This is a genomic window from Atlanticothrix silvestris CENA357 (genome assembly GCF_016056295.1).
GTDB lineage: Bacteria > Cyanobacteriota > Cyanobacteriia > Cyanobacteriales > Nostocaceae > Atlanticothrix > Atlanticothrix silvestris.
Genome location: NZ_JAECZB010000010.1, coordinates 67,325 through 86,481 on the forward strand (window position 1 = coordinate 67,325; position 19,157 = coordinate 86,481).

The following is a 19,157-nucleotide window of genomic DNA, read 5'->3' on the forward strand; positions in this document are numbered from 1 at the left end:
GCTATATTCTGGATGATTTATATTTCCGGTGGCAAATCTACACTGTAAATAATTTCTCCTGCCAAATTCCGCAGCGTTACTGTCATTACCCCTGTATAAGTACTAATTTTGACAGTGCCAAAAAACTGCAAACCCTCACTGGGGGGTCGATTTGCTCTTGTACCTGGGGGAATGCTTTGAAATTTTAATTGTGGGCCAAAGGTATTTTCTAGTTGGTTTGGCCCAAATGTACCAGAGTTGAGTGGCCCTGCTACAAACTCCCAGAAAGGTTTAAAGTCCTTAAATTGTGCTTTGTTTGGATCGTAGTAATGAGCAGCAGCGTAATGTACATCGGCAGTTAACCAGACAACATTTTTGATCTGGCTGTATTTAATAAATCGTAGTAAATCGGCAAGTTGCAATTCCCTACCTAAGGCTGGGCCGTCTCCGTTAGCCCAGGCTTCAAAATCAGTGCTACCATCTCGGACTATCAAGCCTAAGGGCATATCACTAGCAATGATTTTCCAGGTTGCTTTTGATTTCTGTAATTGTTTTTTCAACCATTGCACCTGTTTTCTACCCAAAAATTCTGTTTCTTTACTTTGTACTGGCTGGCTATTAGGGGTGTTTGGCCCCCGATAGGTGCGTTCATCCAGCATGAAAATTTCCAGGGAAGGGCCGTAATTAAAAGAGCGATAAATTTTTGCTTTGTCTGTATTATTGCTCTTATATCCGATCGGCATATATTCCAAAAAGGCTTGTCTTGCTCTTTGGGCTAGTAAAGAAACATCCTTGACTGTATAGCGATCATCACTAAGAAGAAACTCCCCAGGATACCAGTTGTTAGTGGTTTCGTGATCATCCCATTGCGACAGGATGGGAACTTCAGCGTTGAAGCGCTTAATGTTTTCATCCATCAAATTGTACTTATAGTTACCACGAAATTCTGTAAGAGTTTCTGCTACTTTAGATTTTTCTGGTGTGGTGAGGTTTCTCCAGATTTTGCCATCATCTAGCACGACTTCTGATTGGATGGGGCCATCAGCATAAATATTATCGCCAGAATGGATGAAAAAGTCGGGATTAACTTTCCGCATAGTTTCGTAAATTTTCATTCCACCAAAGTCGGGATTGATACCCCATCCTTGACCAGCAGTGTCACCACTCCAAGCAAAAAATACATCTCGTCCATATTTGCTATACATTGGGGGAGTGCGGAAAGTCCCAGTTGCAGGAACGCTGTAGGTATTTTTGTAATCTAAATCTTGGAAAATTACCCGATAAAATATTTGTTGATTTGGCGGTAGGTTGTTGAGATTAAGTCTTGCTGTAAAGTCGCTGTCTTCTAAAGCATTTGGCCCGACAACGCGCCGCGCGTTGCGAAAAGACTCGCTCGTGGAATATTCTACTGACATTCTGGCAGGGCGATCACTACGGCTCCAAATGATCACGCTATCGTCAGTTATGTCTCCGCAGGCTACGCCATAAGGTATAGCAGGACGCATTTTGTCGGAGGTAATAAATGCGGGGGCTTGAGCAAAAACTGGTGATTTTGATACAAGATTTGTGGTCATAATGCCACCGGCTGTCACAGCTGAACGTAGTAAAAACTGGCGGCGGTTAAACTGCAATGGCTGATTAGATTTAATACTCATTTATGAGAAATCATTAGTAAAGGCATTACAAAATAGTTACTTACTATATTTCCCTTTGGTAATGAGTAAAGATTGAGTTATCTAACGGTTAATAAATAAAATAAAGAGGTGCATTGAAGACGGATAGAAGGGTAGAATACCATAGCGATCGCGTACCTTTTCCAGTGGCAGTTCAACCACCTCTCAAAAATTCCAGTGGTCGGACAAATCCACTTTACAGGCGGCTCCTCGTTGCAGTGCGTGGATGATGAGCGAAATATCAAACACTCCTTCAGAAGAATCTGCAACAGGTGTAATTTTGATGCCCCAATGAAACTGCGAGATGACATCTAGTTCAGTATTTCAAGATAAAGAATTTTAATAAAAAATGAAGAGAGCTTTTGAGACGTAATGGACTTACAATCGTCATAATTCAATGATTTATGTCTGAATATTTAGTTTATTTTTACAGAAAAATAGTTATATTTATATATATATAAATAACTACTTGACTCTGCTATATAGCTTGAGAAGGATGAAAATAAGTAGTTATTTCGACAAAATTGTACTATACCTTAGAAACGATAATTGAGGAGAAATATGCTTAATATTAAAGTTACTGACTTGTCAACTTCTCATCAAATTGAAGAACAAGAACTAACTGTATTAGAATTAATGAAAATCAATGGAGGAATTCGGATTCAGCTTTTAGGTAATAATTTCATTGATGCAACATTTGGAGGTTTAAGATTGACACTATAAATTTTGCAGTGTGTCTAGATGTGCACTGAAAATTTAAATGGCGTTGAGACAAATTCTTGTCATTTAGTAAAGCCTTATCCACTTTAGGGTTGCAAATATTTATGTTGATATAGCTTGTAAGTTTTTACTACTACTTATAAGCTTAACACTTTTCGAGTACAAGCTTTACACTTTCAACGACATCAATTTGGCACAGTAACAAATAAAAATTCACTGTACATTTTTTGTCCGTTAAGCCATTGCTCTATTACCTGTTAGATAATCAACCAAAACTACATCGCCATATTCAACATATTGCTGCCACCAGAAAACCAATTTTTTGTATAATTGAGACAGAAAAGACTAGAGATAAATTAACAACTCGTACTCTCGAAGTTTTCCATAATATCAATGGATTTAACCCAGAATAGACTGGAATACAATCTTTAATTAGGGTAGAAAGAATTGGCACAAAAAAGAGTAATAAATATCATGAAATTGTCTGTTATTTAGCAGTTTGATTTGCACGGCAAAGGAATTTGCTACCGGGATTCGCGGTCATTGGGGTATCGAAAATTGTCTTCATTGGGTGAAGGATGTTGTTTTCAAAGAAGATAATTCGACGATCCGTATGGGCAATGCTTCCGCAAATCTCTCCATATTGAGAGCGATCGCTCTCAATATACTTCGCCGAAATGGTCATACTTCCATCACAATTGCCCAAAGATTTATATCTCATGATATTGACAAACTCCTTCACCTTATGAAGGTGAAACAGCCCTGGGGGAGGCGCTGCGTGAACAAGTCGGGGAACTGCAAGGGCGCACTGGCTTTTCTGCGGTTAATGATTTTTTGAAACCACAGAGGTGCAGCGAAAAGTTCTGTTCGCGTAGCTTGCTTCTCCAAAGGAGTACGTATTTTAGGAGAGAGAGGTCTGTCGAACTCAGGTTATTTATTAATAACTGTACTTGCCAATTCCATAATTTTTTCAAACTGAAAATTATTAGCTAAATCTGTTAAAAATATTTGGATATTAGTATTTTCGGAAGGCATTTGCTCAATTAATTGCAGAATTAAATCATCACTACATTGAGCTGCGGCATTATATACTTCTGCAACCCACTCATTCGACATTTGAGATAACAAAGGTAGTAAATTATCAGGAGTCAAATTTTGTTCTTGAGTTTGTTGATCTGCATTTATGACTTGATTACTTTCTTCTTGATAAAGATATTGAACTCCCAGATATTTACTGAGTTGTTCTAATATTTGTTCCTCTCGGAAAGGCTTGTTAATCAAATCATCACAACCTGCTGTGATCATTGCCTCTCGTTGTTCCTCAAAAGCATTGGCAGTTAAGGCAATAATGATGGATTGGGCATTATTTCCATGCATCATTTCTCTAGTTTTAATTACTCTTGTAGCTTCGTAGCCATCCATAATCGGCATCCGCATATCCATGAAAACTAGGTGTGGTTGCCATTTCATCCATTGAGCGATCGCTTCTTGGCCATTTCCAGCTTCTCGCACAGCAAAGCCAATGGATGTCAGTAGTCTAACTAGGACTAGGCGATTATCTATAACATCGTCAACTACCAAAATTCGGTATTCTTTTTGCTCTGAAGCTAAACCAATAACTTGGTGTTGAGTTTGCTTTGGCTGAATTTCGCCGGACTCAGCTAGAGCGATTTCAATATCAAAAGTAAATGTACTGCCCAAACCCAAAGTACTATTAACAGTAATATCTCCCCCCATCAGTTGTATGTATTTGCGGCTAATTGCTAAACCTAAACCTGTGCCTTGTTGGGAAGTTCGCCCAGTTTCAGTTTGTCCAAAAGCTTCAAAAAGTAGGTCAATTTCTTGTGGAGAAATACCAGCGCCAGTGTCTTGTACCTCGAAAATTAGGAATTGAGAAAATTCTCCTTTATCTACCATTGCCACACGTAGCGTTACACTGCCAATATCAGTAAATTTGATCGCATTTCCTAAAAGATTAAGCAAGACTTGGCGTAGTCGGCTTTCGTCAGTCTGTACATATTGAGGAATATTAGCAGCATATTCAAATATCAGTTGGAGATTTTTAGAAGTAGCGCGGAAGCGTAACATCTCTTCTAAATTTTCCAAAAGACGAACTAAGTCAAAACTGCTGATATTTAATGTTGTTCTACCAGCTTCGATTTTAGACATTTCAAGAATGTCGTTAATTAAACCCAAAAGATGTTCACCAGCTCGATTGATAATTGCTAAATTGTCTTGATGTTCGCTAGATAGAGAATTGTCTCGACTCATAATTTGGGTGAAGCCGAGGATGGCGTTCAGTGGAGTTCGCAGTTCATGGCTCATATTGGCGAGAAATTCACTTTTAGCATGGTTAGCAGCATCAGCTGCAATGACAGTTTCTTGTAATGCCTGTGACTGTCTTTGAGTTTGTGCCAGCAATTGTGCTTGCTGCAAAGCAACTCCTAACTGATTGCCAATTTGAACTACAATATTGACTTCTCCTGTTTTCCATTGGCGGGGACTAGAATTTTGATAACTTGCCAATAATCCCCAAAGTCCTTTTCCATATAAGATGGGGACAATAATATAAGCTTTTGCCTGAAAGCGTTCTAAAAGTTGGATATAACGAGAGTCTAACCCGGCTTCATAGATATCTGAGACACAGCGAAAACCCGCACCTTGTATGTACTCATTATGGATATCTGTAATATCCAACATGCTTAAGACGCAACGACCATCTTCTAAAGCTCCCTCCGTGAGATTGGGGTCATTGTTGTGTTCTTCTATGAGTGAAATCCAACCTTCTCCTACCGATTCGGCAACAAATTCGCCACTCCAACGGGGATTGAAGCGATAGACAATGACGCGATCGCAGTTGAGTACTTGCCGCAATTCTTGGGTGGTCGCCGCAAATATTGTCTCTAAATCCAGTGTCTGCCGCATCCGTTGAATTACTTGGGTAATCGCTTTTTCTCGTTCTGCACTTTCGCGCAAGGCTTCTTCTGATAATTTTCTCTCAGAAATATCAGTAATTGTACCGATGTAACCTTGAATTTCTCCATTTTCACCAATTTCTGGTAACGCTTGGGAAATTACCCAAATCACCGTACCATCGGGGCGCAGAAAGCGATGTTCTGATTTACACGGCTTTGCCTGTGCTGCTGCTTTATACCATAAGTTAAGCACGCGATCGCGGTCATCTGGATGTAGAGCATTAGCCCAAGCTTTTCCTAATGACTCTTCTAAAGTTAGCCCTGTAATCTCACTCCAGCGCTGATTTAAATATAAGGCTTTGCCATTAATATCGGCGTGGAAAATACAAACTGGTGAGGCTTCAGCTAAAAGTTGATATCGCCGCTGACTTTCTTGTAGAGCTAGTTCTGCATATTTGCGGTCACTAATTTCCATTAGTACTGTACCGACACTAGAAGGGCGATCATCTCCACCAGGAATCGGAAAATAAGAAGCTAAGAAATGACGTATAGTATCTGGCTGTTTGGGTAATAGACCACTGATTTCTAGGTTAAGAATGGGTTGGCCAGTCAACATTACCTGCTCACATAATGGTGCAACTATAGGAGCAATCTGAGGTAAAACCTCATGAATAGTTTTACCGATATGGTCTATTTGGGGTATTTCATGAATATCTGCTAGTTGTTCGTTGACTTGCACAAACCGCAGTTGGTTATCTAAAATATTCATTCCTAGAGGTGCGCTACTAAAAAAAGCATTGAGACGAGCTTCTCTGAGTGCTATTTCTCGTTCTAAAGCTTTACGTTCAGTTATATCTTTGTGCGTACCTGTCATCCGCAAAGGTTTGCCTTGTTCATCACGCTCTACAACCTGGCCGCGAGACTGAATCCACTTCCACTCCCCAGAGGAGCAGCGCATCCGAAATTCTACTTCATAGACAAGACTAGTACCTTGGAAATGGACATCCAATAATGAATTAACTTTGGGTAAGTCTTCTGGATGTATCAGTTGCTCGATTGCTTGTTGATTGTCTGCAATTTCGTGGTCTGTGTACCCTAGCATCTTTTGCCACCGCCAATCACGGTAGATTTTACCACTGCGAAGATTCCAATCCCACAACCCCAAATCGCTACCTTCTAAGGCTAGCTCTAAACGTTCTTCGCTTTGTCTGTGGGCAGATTCTGCTACTTTACGTTGAATTAACCCACCTAATTGGGCAGCAACAGCGCCCACTAGTAAGAGCAAACGCTTATCGATTGGTGCAGCACTACGTTTAAAAAATATTAAAACAGCCAATACTTCGCTACCACTAAGAATTGGCACACCAAAACCAGCTTTTAATCCTACTTCTGCTGCTTGTGGCGATCGCAGAAAAACGGGCTGCATAATATGAGAAACATCTTCTATCCATTCGGGTTGCCGACGCTGCCAAATTCGTCCAGGTAATCCTACACCCATAGCAAAGTTAAAATTTTGGCTTTTGCGGCAAAATGCTTCTAAACGGCTTTCTTCGGCATAACAGACCAAGCTGTGTGCTAAAACAGTGCCATCATGACTGGGTATCCATGCTTCACCAAAATCCCAACTAATAGTGTTACAAATTAAGCGGAGGACGGTTACTAACGCACTGTCTACGTCAATGGCACGAGTGATGGCTTGAGACGTTAACAATAGCAAACGGCTTTCATTTTCTGCCTGCTTGCGTTCAGTAATGTCTTTAGCTGTGCCTAATACGTACTGTTGTCCATCAATATCAATCATTTCGGCACTAAACAGCGCTGTTTTTACTTCTCCATTAGCAGTGCGAAAATCAACTTCATAGTTGCGAATGGCTTTAGTATGTTGAAGAAATTGGGCGAGGAAAGTACATTCTTCTTGGTTCACCCAAATATTCAATTCTTTGTTGGTACGACCAATGATTTGAGAACGAGAATACCCAAACAGCCTACAGAAACTGTCATTAACTTCTATGTAGCGTGCTTTGGGAAAAGTGGCAAGGGCGATCGGGTCAGGAGATGATCTAAAGGCTGATGCTAACTTTTCTTCAGAAGCGCGATGTGCTGCTTCTGCTCGTTGGCGTTCTCGTGCTTCTAGGGACAAAGATACTAAATGCCCTAAAGAACGAGCGAAATTTTCGTCTTCTAATGTCCAAGGATGAGCCACTCCTACCGCCTCCAAACATAAAACTCCTACGGTTTTTCCTCCCAGCCTGATGGGTATATCGAGCATAGAAGTGATGCATAATGGGGCTAAATAAGATTCAGAAAATTCTTGAGTTCTAGGATCACTGTAGGCATCATCTGCGGCAATTAATTCGTCTTGCTGTAAAGCGTGAAAATAAGCTGGATAGTCTGACGCTGACAAAGAGAACCCTTCACTATGTTGATTCTGACTCTCATAAAATAAGTCAAGACACTGAATATGAGTGGCTGTTTCATCATATAGCCAGACACTAGCTCGTTCTACAGCTATATTTTTAGCGCCTGCTTCTGTGATTGCACTTAAAGCTGCTTTTAAATCGCCTTGATACAGCAGCTGATTTTTTGCTAGTTGTGTTAATACCAGATTATAGTTACGCAGCTTGATGGTATTTGCTTGCAGGGCTTGTTCCACCCGTTTGTGTTCTGTGATATCGCTAGCTGTACCTGTTACCCCAATCACTAAATTGTCTTCATTCCGTAAAGCGATCGCATTCAGCATCAAATGCAGTAAACGACTATCTTGAGCTACACAGGTAATTTCATATTGAAAGATCGGCTCTCCATCAAGAAGACATTCAAATATTGCCTGCACGCGAGCCACTTGTTCAGGCAATATAAAATCGAACCAAGAACGCCCGATGATTTCTTTAGGCTCATAGCCGCAAACCCTTTTAACAGCTGAATTGACAAAGGTAATTCGTCCAAATATATCTAGCGACCAAATAATATCTTGGGATGTTTCAACTAAGTGGCGATATTTACGTTCACTGGCTTTTAAGGCAGTTTCTACTAAAAGGCAATCTTTCCAAGAAGCTTCATTAACGCCAGTTTTTGATGCTAATAGTTTTAGTTGTGCAAGTGCAACTTCCAATTGCTCATTTTGCTCTTTTAACTGTTTTTGTAGTTTTTGAAGAGTTAGTTGATTTTGTACACGTACTAAAACTTCTTCTGAACGTAATGGTTTAGTAATATAATCAGCGCCTAGTTGCAAAAAATTTACATTTTTAGGTAATTGGTTAATATTGCCGAGAAAAATGATCGGAATATTCTGAGTTTTCTTATTGGCTTTCAATCCTTGATAAACTTCATAACCATCCATCTCCGGCATGAGAATGTTAAGTAAAATCAAATCAGGGGTGAGATTTAAAGCTTCGTTGATTGCCGATTGTCCAGAAGTTACTTTTTGTACTTGATAACCTTGAGTGCCGAGAATATCAGATAATAATTGTAAATTTTCTGGATGTTCATCAACTAATAGAATTTTTATTTGTTGAATATCCTTTGTCATAGCAAGTTATAAATTAAATTGTAATTTTTGACGAATGTTTGATGAAACAAAAATAAGTTAAACGTGCTGATTTTATGATTATGTTTGCAAATAAATTGTAAATCAATTTGATCTGATTAAGTAAATATACTTAATAATTTTTAGATTCGGATCAAAGTCTGCTTCAAAAAATTGAGAACGGGTTCGAGTCTATTTTAACTACTACGCCGTAAGTACTACAGGCTCATTAGACATCTCCGAATCAGTGGCGGGATATAAGGCAGGAAAATATTCTGGTTGATGTATTCGCTGTAGTACAAAAACCAGAGGTTACAGAGACTCAAGACTAAAGCTGTGGAATTAAAACAAGTAAAATTAAAGATCGCAGTATTTTTTCGAGCTTCGTGGTCAAAATCAATTTTTCTTTCTCACAAGGCTTTGAACCCAGAACTAAAGTTTTTTACTAGTCTCTATTCCCTATTCCATTAGCGCAATTTCTTGCAAAGAAGAGAGTTTGTAATATTTACTACGTACAGTTGTCGTAATGCCATTAACAGTGTCATAAAGAAGAGGTAAAGGGTTAACCCTGCGTATCCCTTAATTTGGAGATGCTTATGCCCTCAGTTTCCAGGATAGATATACCACACTCATGACTGAACTCACATTGCGCCTACAACAGGGAGATACAGAAACAACGGTGACAGTGAATCAAAATGAATTCACAATTGGTCGTTTGCCGGAATGTGACTTGTACTTACCTTCTGGAGGAGTCTCTCGTAAGCACGCACGCTTAGTCAAAATGGCTAATGGTGTTTGGAATATTGAGGATTTGGGCAGCAAAAACGGGACGCAAGTGAATCAATGTCTTGTGAATCATGTCCAAGAGTTACATCATGGTGATATTGTTTGGCTGGGAAATGTGAACTTGGTAGTGTTATTTGCCAACCCTGCTACACAGGTGATGACTAAGCATCTAGTAATATCAGAAGCTTCTGAGCCAAGAACAATTTTTCGTAATGTCAAACAATTGCAACAGCAATGGATAGAAGCTGATAGTAAAGATGGGGAAACCAGCAATAAAGACAAAACTATTGCCCGTCTTAAAGATTTGGTGGATATAGCCAAGAATCTCTGTGCAGCAGCATCTATAGAAGAGATTTTTTCGCAGGTACAACAAGTCATTTTTCGTTACCTGGATAGTATTGACCGCTTAGCATTATTAATTGATGTCGGTGGGTGCGGTCACTTAGAGTTAGTAAATGCTGGTACTAGAGATATTTCTCAGCAGGAATATTTGGCAGCTGACGGTAATTGGATTAGTCGTAGTATTTGTCAAAAAGTATTTGAGGAAAAAATAGCGATTCAAACTGCTGATACCCATAAGGATGAACGGTTTTCTGGGGAACATAGTATTTTGGTTAAAGGCATTCGTAGCGCGATGGCCGTGCCTTTATGGGATGAAAATAAAGTTGTCGGTGTTCTTTATGCCGATGCCCATCTTTCTTCTTACCATTGGGCAAGTGAAGGTGAGGAAGAACTCAGCTTTTTTTCGGCTTTAGCAAATCTTGTGGCTTCTAGTGTCCAACGTTGGCTGCTGGCAGAAAAACTCAAAACTGAAGAAGTGATTCGTCATCGATTAGAACGCTATCATTCGCCATCTGTTGTACAACAGCTAATAGCTATGGGGGGATTGCCAGATGGTCGTTTAGCTCCCACAGAAAGCGAAATCAGCATTTTGTTTGCGGATTTGGTTGGCTTTACGGCAATTTCTGAACGGCTAACACCAACTGCGATCGCCCAATTATTGAATAATTTATTTGAAGAGATGTTGCAAGAAGTCTTTGCCTGCGGCGGCACTTTAGATAAGTATATTGGCGATTGTATTATGGCATTTTTTGGCGCTCCGGAACCACAACCAGATCACGCCGATCGCGCAACCGCTGCTGCTAAAGGAATGCTCACTCGTCTTGAACGTCTCAATGCTAATGGTTTTTGGCAGGAACCCTTACAATTACGGATTGCGATTAATAGTGGTAAAGCTGTTGTAGGAGATGTTGGCAGTTCCCAAAGGGTTGACTATACAGCATTAGGGGCTACGATTAATCTTGCTGCTCGTATGGAAGCAGTTTGTCCTCCTAGTGAATGTGTGATCAGTGAAGCTACTTATACGATGCTTTCAGATTCATCTAGCTTCCAGGAAATGGGAGATTATCGTTTTAAAGGTATTAATCGTGCAGTCAAAGTTTATCAGACATGTATGCAAATGAAAAGTTAGAGACTATTTATAAAATAAATCTAGTAAATATCTCAAAGCCTTATTTTATCGTACAGACTAGCTAATTTAGGATGATTGTATTTACGTCCTATAGCTTAGCCATATAAAGGCTTTGATTGTTTTCAAAGATGTCTATTATGTTCCCGGACGAGAGCGAATATGATCTGGTATATGATGGCGATCGCCTAATATTTCTAACAAAGGGCCATTAACGTCAAACTTAACCATACTTACTGACGCGACCAAAATATTCACCCGATAGCGATAGCGTCCTAAATCAATTCCCAGTAAACTGCAAAGCATAATCCGAATCGTGGCTTTATGAGAAACCACTAAAACATTACCTTGAGGATGTTTTTCTTGAATTTCAGCAATTACAGGCATAGAACGGTTAGCAATATCTACCGCAGTTTCTCCACCTAGTGGTGCATTCCAAGCTGGTTCTGTCACCCATCTTATATAGTTCTCTGCGTAATTCTCTTGGGCAAACGATTTACTCTTAGTTTCCCATTCGCCATAACTACCTTCTCTAAGTCCGTCACGCAACTGCATATCCATACCAATAGCATCACAAAATGGCTTGGCAGTTGCAATTGTGCGCTTCATCGGGCTAACATAAGCAGCCTCCCACTTCAATTTTTGATAGACATCGGCAAAACCGAATGCCATCTGCATCCCTTCAGAGGTCAACTCCGCATCAGTTGCACCACAGAAATTACCACTTTGACTAAAAGTAGTTTCTCCATGTCGCAGTAAATATAAATTAAGTGTCATAGCTTGTATCGTGATTGGGATAAAGAAGTTTGTGCAAACATAAAATACCATTAATCTCGCAATCAAGTATGTGACACCAAGACAAAGTAATCAATCAAAAAAGTCAATCATCACAAATTTTTGAAATCGAAGACAAAAGTAGCGGTTTCAGCTATTACTAGGTATTGAATCGAGATACGGATACCGTTGGCGAATTTCCAAAATATCTAAACTGAACCAACTAGCTCAGTAATATGATCAAATTTCCTTTGTTATTGCAATATTAATAACTTCTTAAGCCCGAATTAAACGCGATTTGGTAATCAATCTGGTTAACCACTAGATGGTCATTATCTAGATTTTTTATTCCCTTTTATTGTAGAAATCTCAACAAGGATTTTTATGGAGCGTGTAAATTTCCAGGGCTTGCTATCCACAACGGCAAAGCGACGACGCTTTCTGCTCGGTGCCAGCACATTGACTGCAACTGCCATTGCCAGTCTTTGGACTCATAGAGTTGCCGCACAGCCAAGATTCTCTGCCTATCCTTTCAGCCTTGGTGTTGCTTCTGGCGATCCTTTACCAGATAGTGTAGTGCTATGGACACGGCTGGCTCCAGATCCCTTAAATGGTGGCGGTATGCCGCAGGTGAATGTGCCAGTACGGTGGCAAGTTGCTTTGGATGAAAACATGAGACAAGTTGTGCTACGAGGCGTAGCATTGGCAACTCCCGAATTAGCACATTCTGTTCATGTAAATGTACGTGGTTTACAGCCTAACCGTTGGTATTGGTATCAGTTTAAAGTGGGTAATGAAGATAGTCCGATTGGTCGTACCCGTACTGCTCCAGCGATTGGCACTAGGTTGAATCAGCTCAACTTTGCGTTTGTGACTTGCCAAAAATGGGAGGATGGTTTTTATTCTGCTTATCGTCGCCTAGCTGAAGAAGATTTAGACTTGGTTTTTCACTTGGGTGATTATATTTACGAGTACGGTATCCCTGCTACAGGTGGTGTACGCAACGTTGCTTTACCAGAGGAGTTTAGAAAAGAAACGAATACCCTTGAGCAATACCGCCTTCGCTATGCTCTATATAAAACTGACCCAGATTTACAAAAAGCTCACGCCTTATTTCCCTTTACAGTCACCTGGGACGACCACGAAGTTGAAAATGACTATACCGATGACATTTCGGAAAACAACGATCCGGTCAAAAAGTTTCTCAAGAGGCGTGTAGCTGCTTATCAGGCTTATTATGAGCATCAGCCACTGCGGGAATTTTCCTTACCACAGGGGCCAGATATGCTAATTTACCGTCGGCTGACTTTTGGTAATCTGGCGGAGTTTAGCGTACTTGATAGCCGCCAGTATCGGAGTGATCAGCCATGCGGTGACGGTGAAACACCCCGTTGTCCAGCAGCGCTAGATCCATTTAAAACCATGCTCGGTACTCAACAAGAGCGCTGGCTGCTGGATGGTCTTGATCGTTCTCAAGCACGTTGGAACATACTTGCCCAACAGGTGCTGATGGCAGAGTTAGATCATAAAATTGGGCCCGGCGAAATCTTTTGGAACGACTCATGGGATGGATATCCCCTTGCACGTAATCGTGTTTTAAGTCACATCGCCAACCGCCAAATTTCTAACCCAGTGGTGATTACTGGCGATTGGCACTCTACATTTGTCAATGACCTCAAGCTGGACTTTAAGGCTTCTAACTCTCCAACAGTGGCCACGGAGTTTGTGACTCCTTCGATTACTAGCAATGGTGATGCCAATGTCTACGGCCCCTACTACGGCCCGAAGATTCCAGAAAACCCACACATTAAGTTTTTTGATGGCGATCGCCGGGGCTACTTCCGAGTCAACCTTAACTATGAACGCTGGCAGACTGACTTGCGTATTGTTACAACTGTGAGTCGTCCAGATGCGCCTGTATACACTTTTGCTTCCTTTGTTGTTGAGAATGGTCGTCCGGGTGCCATATTAAACTGATATTAAGTTTTTGCGTATGCAAATATTTGAATACGCAAAAACTACTATTTAAATCTTTTATTTCTACTACCCCTATGGGGAAGCAGCCTACACGTAGCGCCTCCAACAGAAGAAGGGGGAGACCCCTTGGCGCTAACCTTTCACGCCACTTGCTGCCCTTGGAAGAAGACCGCGCTGCTCTCTGTTCTCTGTCCCTTGTTATACGTCACTTATTTTTATAGTGCTAATGATAAACTTTTTAAAAGAAAATAGCAGTTGAGCAGAACGTTCTCACACAGGTTAATTTTTGCTCAAGTTATTAGGTTATTTTATCCAAAAACACTGACATAGTTGCGAACAATGAATCAATGGTTTTTGAAGACACCAGAAAGAGCGCTTTTGAAAGCATACAACGCTGCACAGACCATTAAAACTATCGAAATAGAACATTTTGGCAAAAAAAAAATATCTGCTGAATCAGCAAATTATACTGAAAATGTCATGTCTTACTGGCAAGGATATCTTGATAAAAACTTAACTATTATTAAAGTGAGGCTGGCAGAATTTCGATTGAGTCGTTCAGTACTCAATATTTCTCATCCAGCTTTGTTAGAAAAATTGAAATTTATTGATGAGGTAATAGAAAAGTATAGTTTAAGATATGACTCAGTTAATAATAGGACATTACTGCCTGTTGCAAAAACTTTAAAAATTAATCATAGCGACGTTAACAAATTAACCAATTCTTCTAATCTAATTAATAAAAGTCAAACTATATCTCAAAAAACGGGAGTATTACCTAGATCTCTTGGCAGAACAATTAATAAAATTAAAGCAGATTTTACACCAGAAGCAGAAGAAGAGTTTATCAAAAATTATCGGATTTCTAGAAATCGCACTACAATTGCTCTGAAATTTTTGATAACTTTAATGATTGTGCCGCTTCTAATACATCAATTATCTAAAAGAATTTTGATAATTCCTATAGTGGAAGGCATTAGAAGTGATAACATAAGTCCAATTTTCCTCAATCCAGAAATGGAGGATAAAGCTCTGGATGAATTAAATATGTTTCAAGAAAAGCTCAGGCTAGAAAGTCTATTTTATCAGTATCCAACAATTTCTTCAGAAGCTAAAGAAGAAAGCATCAAAAACAAGGCAATCGAAATAGCTGAAACATTCCGTCATAAAAGTAATGAAGCTGTTAGCAATATTTTTGCTGATTTACTATCATTAATTGCTTTCGGCATAGTAATTGCTAATAGTAAAAGAGAAATTTTAATTGTGAAGTCTTTTATGGATAATGTTGTTTATGGTTTAAGTGACAGTGCCAAAGCTTTTTTAATTATTTTATTTACAGATGTATTTGTAGGATTCCATTCTCCACATGGATGGGAAGTAATTCTAGAAAGGTTGGCCCAACATTTAGGTCTAGAAGCAAATAGAAGTGTAATTTTTATGTTTATTGCTACATTTCCAGTGATTTTGGATACTATATTCAAATATTGGATATTCCGCTATCTCAGCCGATTATCTCCTTCTGCACTAGCCACATTAAAAGAAATGGATGAATAAGAGGTTAAAGCGCTAAAAAAAGAAAGTAGATATTTTGACGGATGATACCATCTCAACATACCATCACTTATTCACGCGTTATTCACCTTAGTCACGTAATTGATAGTAATATTCCTCAATGGCCTGGCGACCCATCAATAGAATTTACCACCATCGCAAAACTACCACAGGATGGCTATTACTTACGCCGTTTCTCCTTGGGTGAACATAGCGCCACTCATATCAATGCCCCTAATAGTTTTCACAGTTCTGGGGTAGGAATTGACCAATATTCTCCTCAGTCATTGGTTGTACCTGGAATAGTTATAGACATTCGTGAAACCACTGCAATTAATCCTGACTATGCCCTCACTATTGCCGATGTTCTGGCTTGGGAGGAACAATACGGTACGATTTCTCCTAGAAGCGTAGTCTTACTTAATACTGGTTGGCAAAGCAAGTGGTGGGATGAAAATGCATTTTTTAACCGAGATGCTCAAGGAATTATGCATTTTCCAGGGTTTAGCGGCGATGCTACCCGTTTCCTACTTGATGAACGGCAAATTGCTGGTGTAGGTATTGATACTCATGGCGTTGACCCAGGAAAAGATAATAGTTTTGCCACTAACTCTCTGGTACTGGAAGAAGCACGCATTGTGCTGGAGAATCTCACAAATTTAGATCAGCTACCAGCTAAAGGTACTACCCTAATTATTGGTATTTTGAGATTACGAGATGGTTCGGGTTCTCCTGCTGCTGTATTGGCGTTAGTGCCTTGATTTGATCTGAGATTGCACGTCGCTTGGTGTAAGGTATTCTCTAGAACTAATCGTAATGATGAGATAACCACAGCCACATCCATAAAATCTTTATGAGTAACACAGAATCAGCAGAATTACCCCTTTGGGTAAGAGATCGGGAAGAAGTGATTGCAGTAGATGCTTCGGTTGAATGGCGTGAGGGTAGACCTGATTATTCCCATACCAATCGATTTCTTGAACAAGAACGCCAGTGTAACCATGCCGAAGGTTCTCTCAATGCGATCGCTTATAATCTTGTGCGAACTTTTGAGATGGAAGCTACCCACAAAGTCAATCCACAGCAATGGCTTTCTGTTGTTAGTGATAAATTTCGCATGAGTACTAATGGTGGCAAACAATATACAGCACAAGATGTAATTGATGCCGGGACTTATAACCTTTTTTTAGGAGACACAGAGCATTATAATTCAACAGAGGAAACCTTTGATTCCTCCTATAAACTTTTTCATACAGCTTTTCCTGAAGGATTTCATTGGGAATTAATTGAAGTTTTATCGCCTCCTCCTAATGTTGTTTTTAAGTGGAGACATTGGGGGCAATTTAAGGGCAACTTTAAAAACTTTGCTCCTACAGGCGAAACCATAGAAATAATTGGATTAAGTGTCGCTCGTGTTACGGAAGAACTCAAGATTGAATCGGTAGAACACTTTTTTGATAACAGTGCTTTTCTTACTAAGTTAACTGCTTCTGGATGCCCCTTTCATTCTTGAAGAATACACTTATCCTCAAATTGCCATAAAGCCCACAATCAACTCCGCAAGGGGAATTAAAAATTAAAAATTAAAAGTTAACTTATATCTTGCACCAGACGACTAGAAGTCGCGGCTACACAGACAAAACCTGCCTCCGCAGGTTGAAAAGCCTTGATGTTGCGTTAGTCCGCGTAGGCGGACTTCGTTTGTATAGCCGCGATTTCTAATCGCTAGGGCTAGGTGCAAGATGTGAGTTAATCATCGAGAGCATTGTGTTTAATAAATAGCCCAATCTCTAGACTGAACACTAGAGCAAATACAGCAAGCAGCTGAGAATCAGTCTACCTGATGGCATCAGCTGCTCACTGTCTGTCAATGACAAATTTTACATTTTACCGTGCTGCATTACTTCTTGTAGATGATGGCGGATTTGTTGTGCTTGCTCTATTTCAGACTCTCGTAATTGTTGGAACAATTCTACACAAGGCTGGGAGTTCGCTTCTTGTGCATCTTGGATGTAAGTTTCATAAGCTCTAACTGCTTCAGCTTTATTATGCAACACGGTGAGAAAATCGTATTCTAAGTTGCTGATGGGTTGTTGGGAATTTCCGTTACTTGTAGCCACAATTTTACCTTGTTTAAAGTTTCTCATTAATTTTTACTTGCTTTAATAAAGTTATTCATCTCTCCAAAAGCGTAGGAAAAAATACAAAGGCTGCGTAAGCAGCCTTGAGTAATAGGTGTTCCAATTTGCTACTTATGGATTAGTTGATCTAGCGGTAGGCTGAATGTATGTTTGCTTATTTATGCAAGAGGTTGATTTTCGTCATAGTGACGTGAATACTGGAATTCCAAGTCGTTTTGCCGTTCTCTACTTTTTGTATGGACAATAGGGCAAAACTTAGTGTTAGCACTCATACAATCCATGTGTGGCGTTTTGGCGCATACCAGTAGTAGCAAACCCAAAATGAATAATAAACCACAAATTGCTGCGGTTTTAACCTCAGAAATTTCTAGGGCACCGTGAACAACCACTTCTCGTAATAGAGATACAATTGTTACCTCAACTGCTACGCCAACAGAGATGCTATGCTCTTGTAAATAGACCATGAGGAGTCTAAATAATTCGACTAAAATCAACACAAATAGTACTTTTGCAGTCACTAGTTTATAGTCTAGTGGTTGCGTCAGGGCAATAAATATTCCCCATAACTGCATCAGCATGACGGCAAACAAACAGAAGCACAAGACAATCACAATTAAGTCTTGGAAAGCCTCCATGTTGCGAACAATTGAATGCCGATCAAGCCAGCGATCGCAAAATAAAAATCGACTCTTGAAGCGCTTTTGCATGTAAGTTTCCATTTCAATTGGGACAAATTCACACCACACCTGCTAGTCCACCCAATATTTTAATATTATGCAATATTAAGCGATCGCGCCTCAGCGAGGATTGTAATTTAAATTTTGTACTTGTTGCAACAATTGTTGGGCATTGTTCGCCCATTGAGGATTACCTTGAGCATTATATAAATCTCTGGCATATTGCAATACTTGTGCTGCTTGGGCATACTGCTTTTGCTGCATAAAAACTAACCCAGCTCCATAATAAGCATTAGGATAGTTAGAGTTAGCTTCGGCTGCTTTTCTAAAAGCCTCTAATGCCTCTTGTAATTTACTTTGACTAAACCAAATTGTCCCCAGATTGTAGTGAGCTTCTGGATATTTCGGATTTACTTTTAATGCTTGGCGAAAGGCATCTTTTGCTTGATTAATTTTACCTTGTTGGAGATAACATAACCCTATATGATAGGGAGGCTCTGGGGCATTTTTGCTATATTCCATTGCTTTTTTAAAGGAAGCGATCGCTCGCTCCCAATCTCTTTGCTGTTCTCGTACTAACCCTAAGTTATAGTGGGCAAAACCTAGCTTAGGATCGAGTTCTAACGCTCGTTGTAAATAATCGTTCGCCTGCTGTAAATTATTCCCTTCTAATAACGCCCCGCCTAAATTAGCAAAGGCTAAAGCAAAATTAGGATCTGATTGGGTTGCGTGATGAAATGCATCAGCGGCTGGCTTTAATTGACCTGTTTGACGCAATGCTAGCCCTAAATTGTAATGGGCTGCGGCTAAATTTGGATCTAGTTTAGTTGCTTGTTGAAAGGCTGCGATCGCATCTTGCGTTCTTCCCGTCTGAATTAACTGTAATCCTTGATTTAAGAGTTCTGCGGCATTTTGACTGCTAGATTGTGCCAGTTTGCTGGAGGTAGGGAGGCAGGGGGGCAAGGGGCAG

The 19,157-nt window shown here is 39.9% G+C and carries 13 protein-coding genes and 1 pseudogene; 8 read left to right on the forward strand and 6 right to left on the reverse strand.

The features are described 5' to 3' along the window. Nucleotides 1-17: 17 nt before the first annotated feature. A complete protein-coding gene (locus I8751_RS06860) occupies nucleotides 18-1,628 on the reverse strand; it encodes an alkaline phosphatase D family protein (protein ID WP_214438436.1) in 1,611 nt (536 codons plus the stop codon). Nucleotides 1,629-1,747: 119 nt separating this feature from the next. Here I8751_RS06860 and I8751_RS30035 point away from each other — a divergent pair, with 119 nt between their 5' ends. The 3 genes and pseudogenes from I8751_RS30035 to I8751_RS06870 all read left to right on the forward strand — a co-directional run. Next, a complete protein-coding gene (locus tag I8751_RS30035; RefSeq protein ID WP_263973482.1) occupies nucleotides 1,748-1,882 on the forward strand; it encodes a hypothetical protein in 135 nt (44 codons plus the stop codon). Between the two features lie 331 nt (nucleotides 1,883-2,213). After that, nucleotides 2,214-2,375 (forward strand): hypothetical protein, encoded by a 162-nt coding sequence (locus tag I8751_RS06865; RefSeq protein WP_214438418.1) that lies wholly within the window; start codon nucleotides 2,214-2,216, stop codon nucleotides 2,373-2,375. Between the two features lie 490 nt (nucleotides 2,376-2,865). Next, nucleotides 2,866-3,210: pseudogene (locus I8751_RS06870) on the forward strand (ISAs1 family transposase); the annotation flags it as partial. A 92-nt stretch (nucleotides 3,211-3,302) separates the two neighbouring features. Here I8751_RS06870 and I8751_RS06875 read toward each other — a convergent pair. Further along, nucleotides 3,303-8,816 carry a PAS domain S-box protein gene (locus I8751_RS06875; RefSeq protein ID WP_214438420.1) on the reverse strand — a complete coding sequence of 1,838 codons (5,514 nt, stop codon included), beginning with the start codon at nucleotides 8,814-8,816 and terminating at the stop codon, nucleotides 3,303-3,305. A gap of 628 nt (nucleotides 8,817-9,444) precedes the next feature. Here I8751_RS06875 and I8751_RS06880 point away from each other — a divergent pair. Then, nucleotides 9,445-11,070, forward strand: coding sequence for an adenylate/guanylate cyclase domain-containing protein (locus I8751_RS06880; protein WP_214438421.1), 1,626 nt, complete (start codon nucleotides 9,445-9,447; stop codon nucleotides 11,068-11,070). Nucleotides 11,071-11,205: 135 nt separating this feature from the next. Here the strand turns inward: I8751_RS06880 and I8751_RS06885 are convergent, their stop codons facing one another. Beyond that, complete coding sequence (locus I8751_RS06885; RefSeq protein WP_214438422.1) at nucleotides 11,206-11,844, reverse strand: histidine phosphatase family protein; 639 nt, start codon at nucleotides 11,842-11,844, stop codon at nucleotides 11,206-11,208. Nucleotides 11,845-12,225: 381 nt separating this feature from the next. On the opposite strand from I8751_RS06885, the gene I8751_RS06890 reads away from it, so the two are divergent. The 4 genes from I8751_RS06890 to I8751_RS06905 all read left to right on the forward strand — a co-directional run bounded on the left by I8751_RS06890 (nucleotide 12,226) and on the right by I8751_RS06905 (nucleotide 16,882). Next, nucleotides 12,226-13,818 carry an alkaline phosphatase D family protein gene (locus I8751_RS06890; RefSeq protein WP_214438423.1) on the forward strand — a complete coding sequence of 531 codons (1,593 nt, stop codon included), beginning with the start codon at nucleotides 12,226-12,228 and terminating at the stop codon, nucleotides 13,816-13,818. Between the two features lie 339 nt (nucleotides 13,819-14,157). Beyond that, the gene (locus I8751_RS06895; RefSeq protein WP_214438424.1) at nucleotides 14,158-15,372 is read left to right on the forward strand and encodes a proton extrusion protein PcxA; all 1,215 of its coding nucleotides are present in this window, start codon (nucleotides 14,158-14,160) and stop codon (nucleotides 15,370-15,372) included. A 41-nt stretch (nucleotides 15,373-15,413) separates the two neighbouring features. Beyond that, nucleotides 15,414-16,130, forward strand: coding sequence for a cyclase family protein (locus I8751_RS06900; protein WP_214438425.1), 717 nt, complete (start codon nucleotides 15,414-15,416; stop codon nucleotides 16,128-16,130). Between the two features lie 92 nt (nucleotides 16,131-16,222). Further along, nucleotides 16,223-16,882 carry an ester cyclase gene (locus I8751_RS06905; protein ID WP_214438426.1) on the forward strand — a complete coding sequence of 220 codons (660 nt, stop codon included), beginning with the start codon at nucleotides 16,223-16,225 and terminating at the stop codon, nucleotides 16,880-16,882. Between the two features lie 367 nt (nucleotides 16,883-17,249). Here I8751_RS06905 and I8751_RS06910 read toward each other — a convergent pair whose 3' ends face one another. The 3 genes from I8751_RS06910 to I8751_RS06920 form a co-directional block, all read right to left on the reverse strand. Beyond that, the gene (locus tag I8751_RS06910; RefSeq protein WP_214438427.1) at nucleotides 17,250-17,516 is read right to left on the reverse strand and encodes a hypothetical protein; all 267 of its coding nucleotides are present in this window, start codon (nucleotides 17,514-17,516) and stop codon (nucleotides 17,250-17,252) included. Between the two features lie 152 nt (nucleotides 17,517-17,668). Further along, nucleotides 17,669-18,217 (reverse strand): phosphate-starvation-inducible PsiE family protein, encoded by a 549-nt coding sequence (locus I8751_RS06915; protein ID WP_214438428.1) that lies wholly within the window; start codon nucleotides 18,215-18,217, stop codon nucleotides 17,669-17,671. 90 nt (nucleotides 18,218-18,307) lie between these two features. Next, nucleotides 18,308-19,157 (reverse strand): tetratricopeptide repeat protein (locus I8751_RS06920; protein WP_214438429.1); only part of this gene is annotated, 850 nt, incomplete at its 5' end.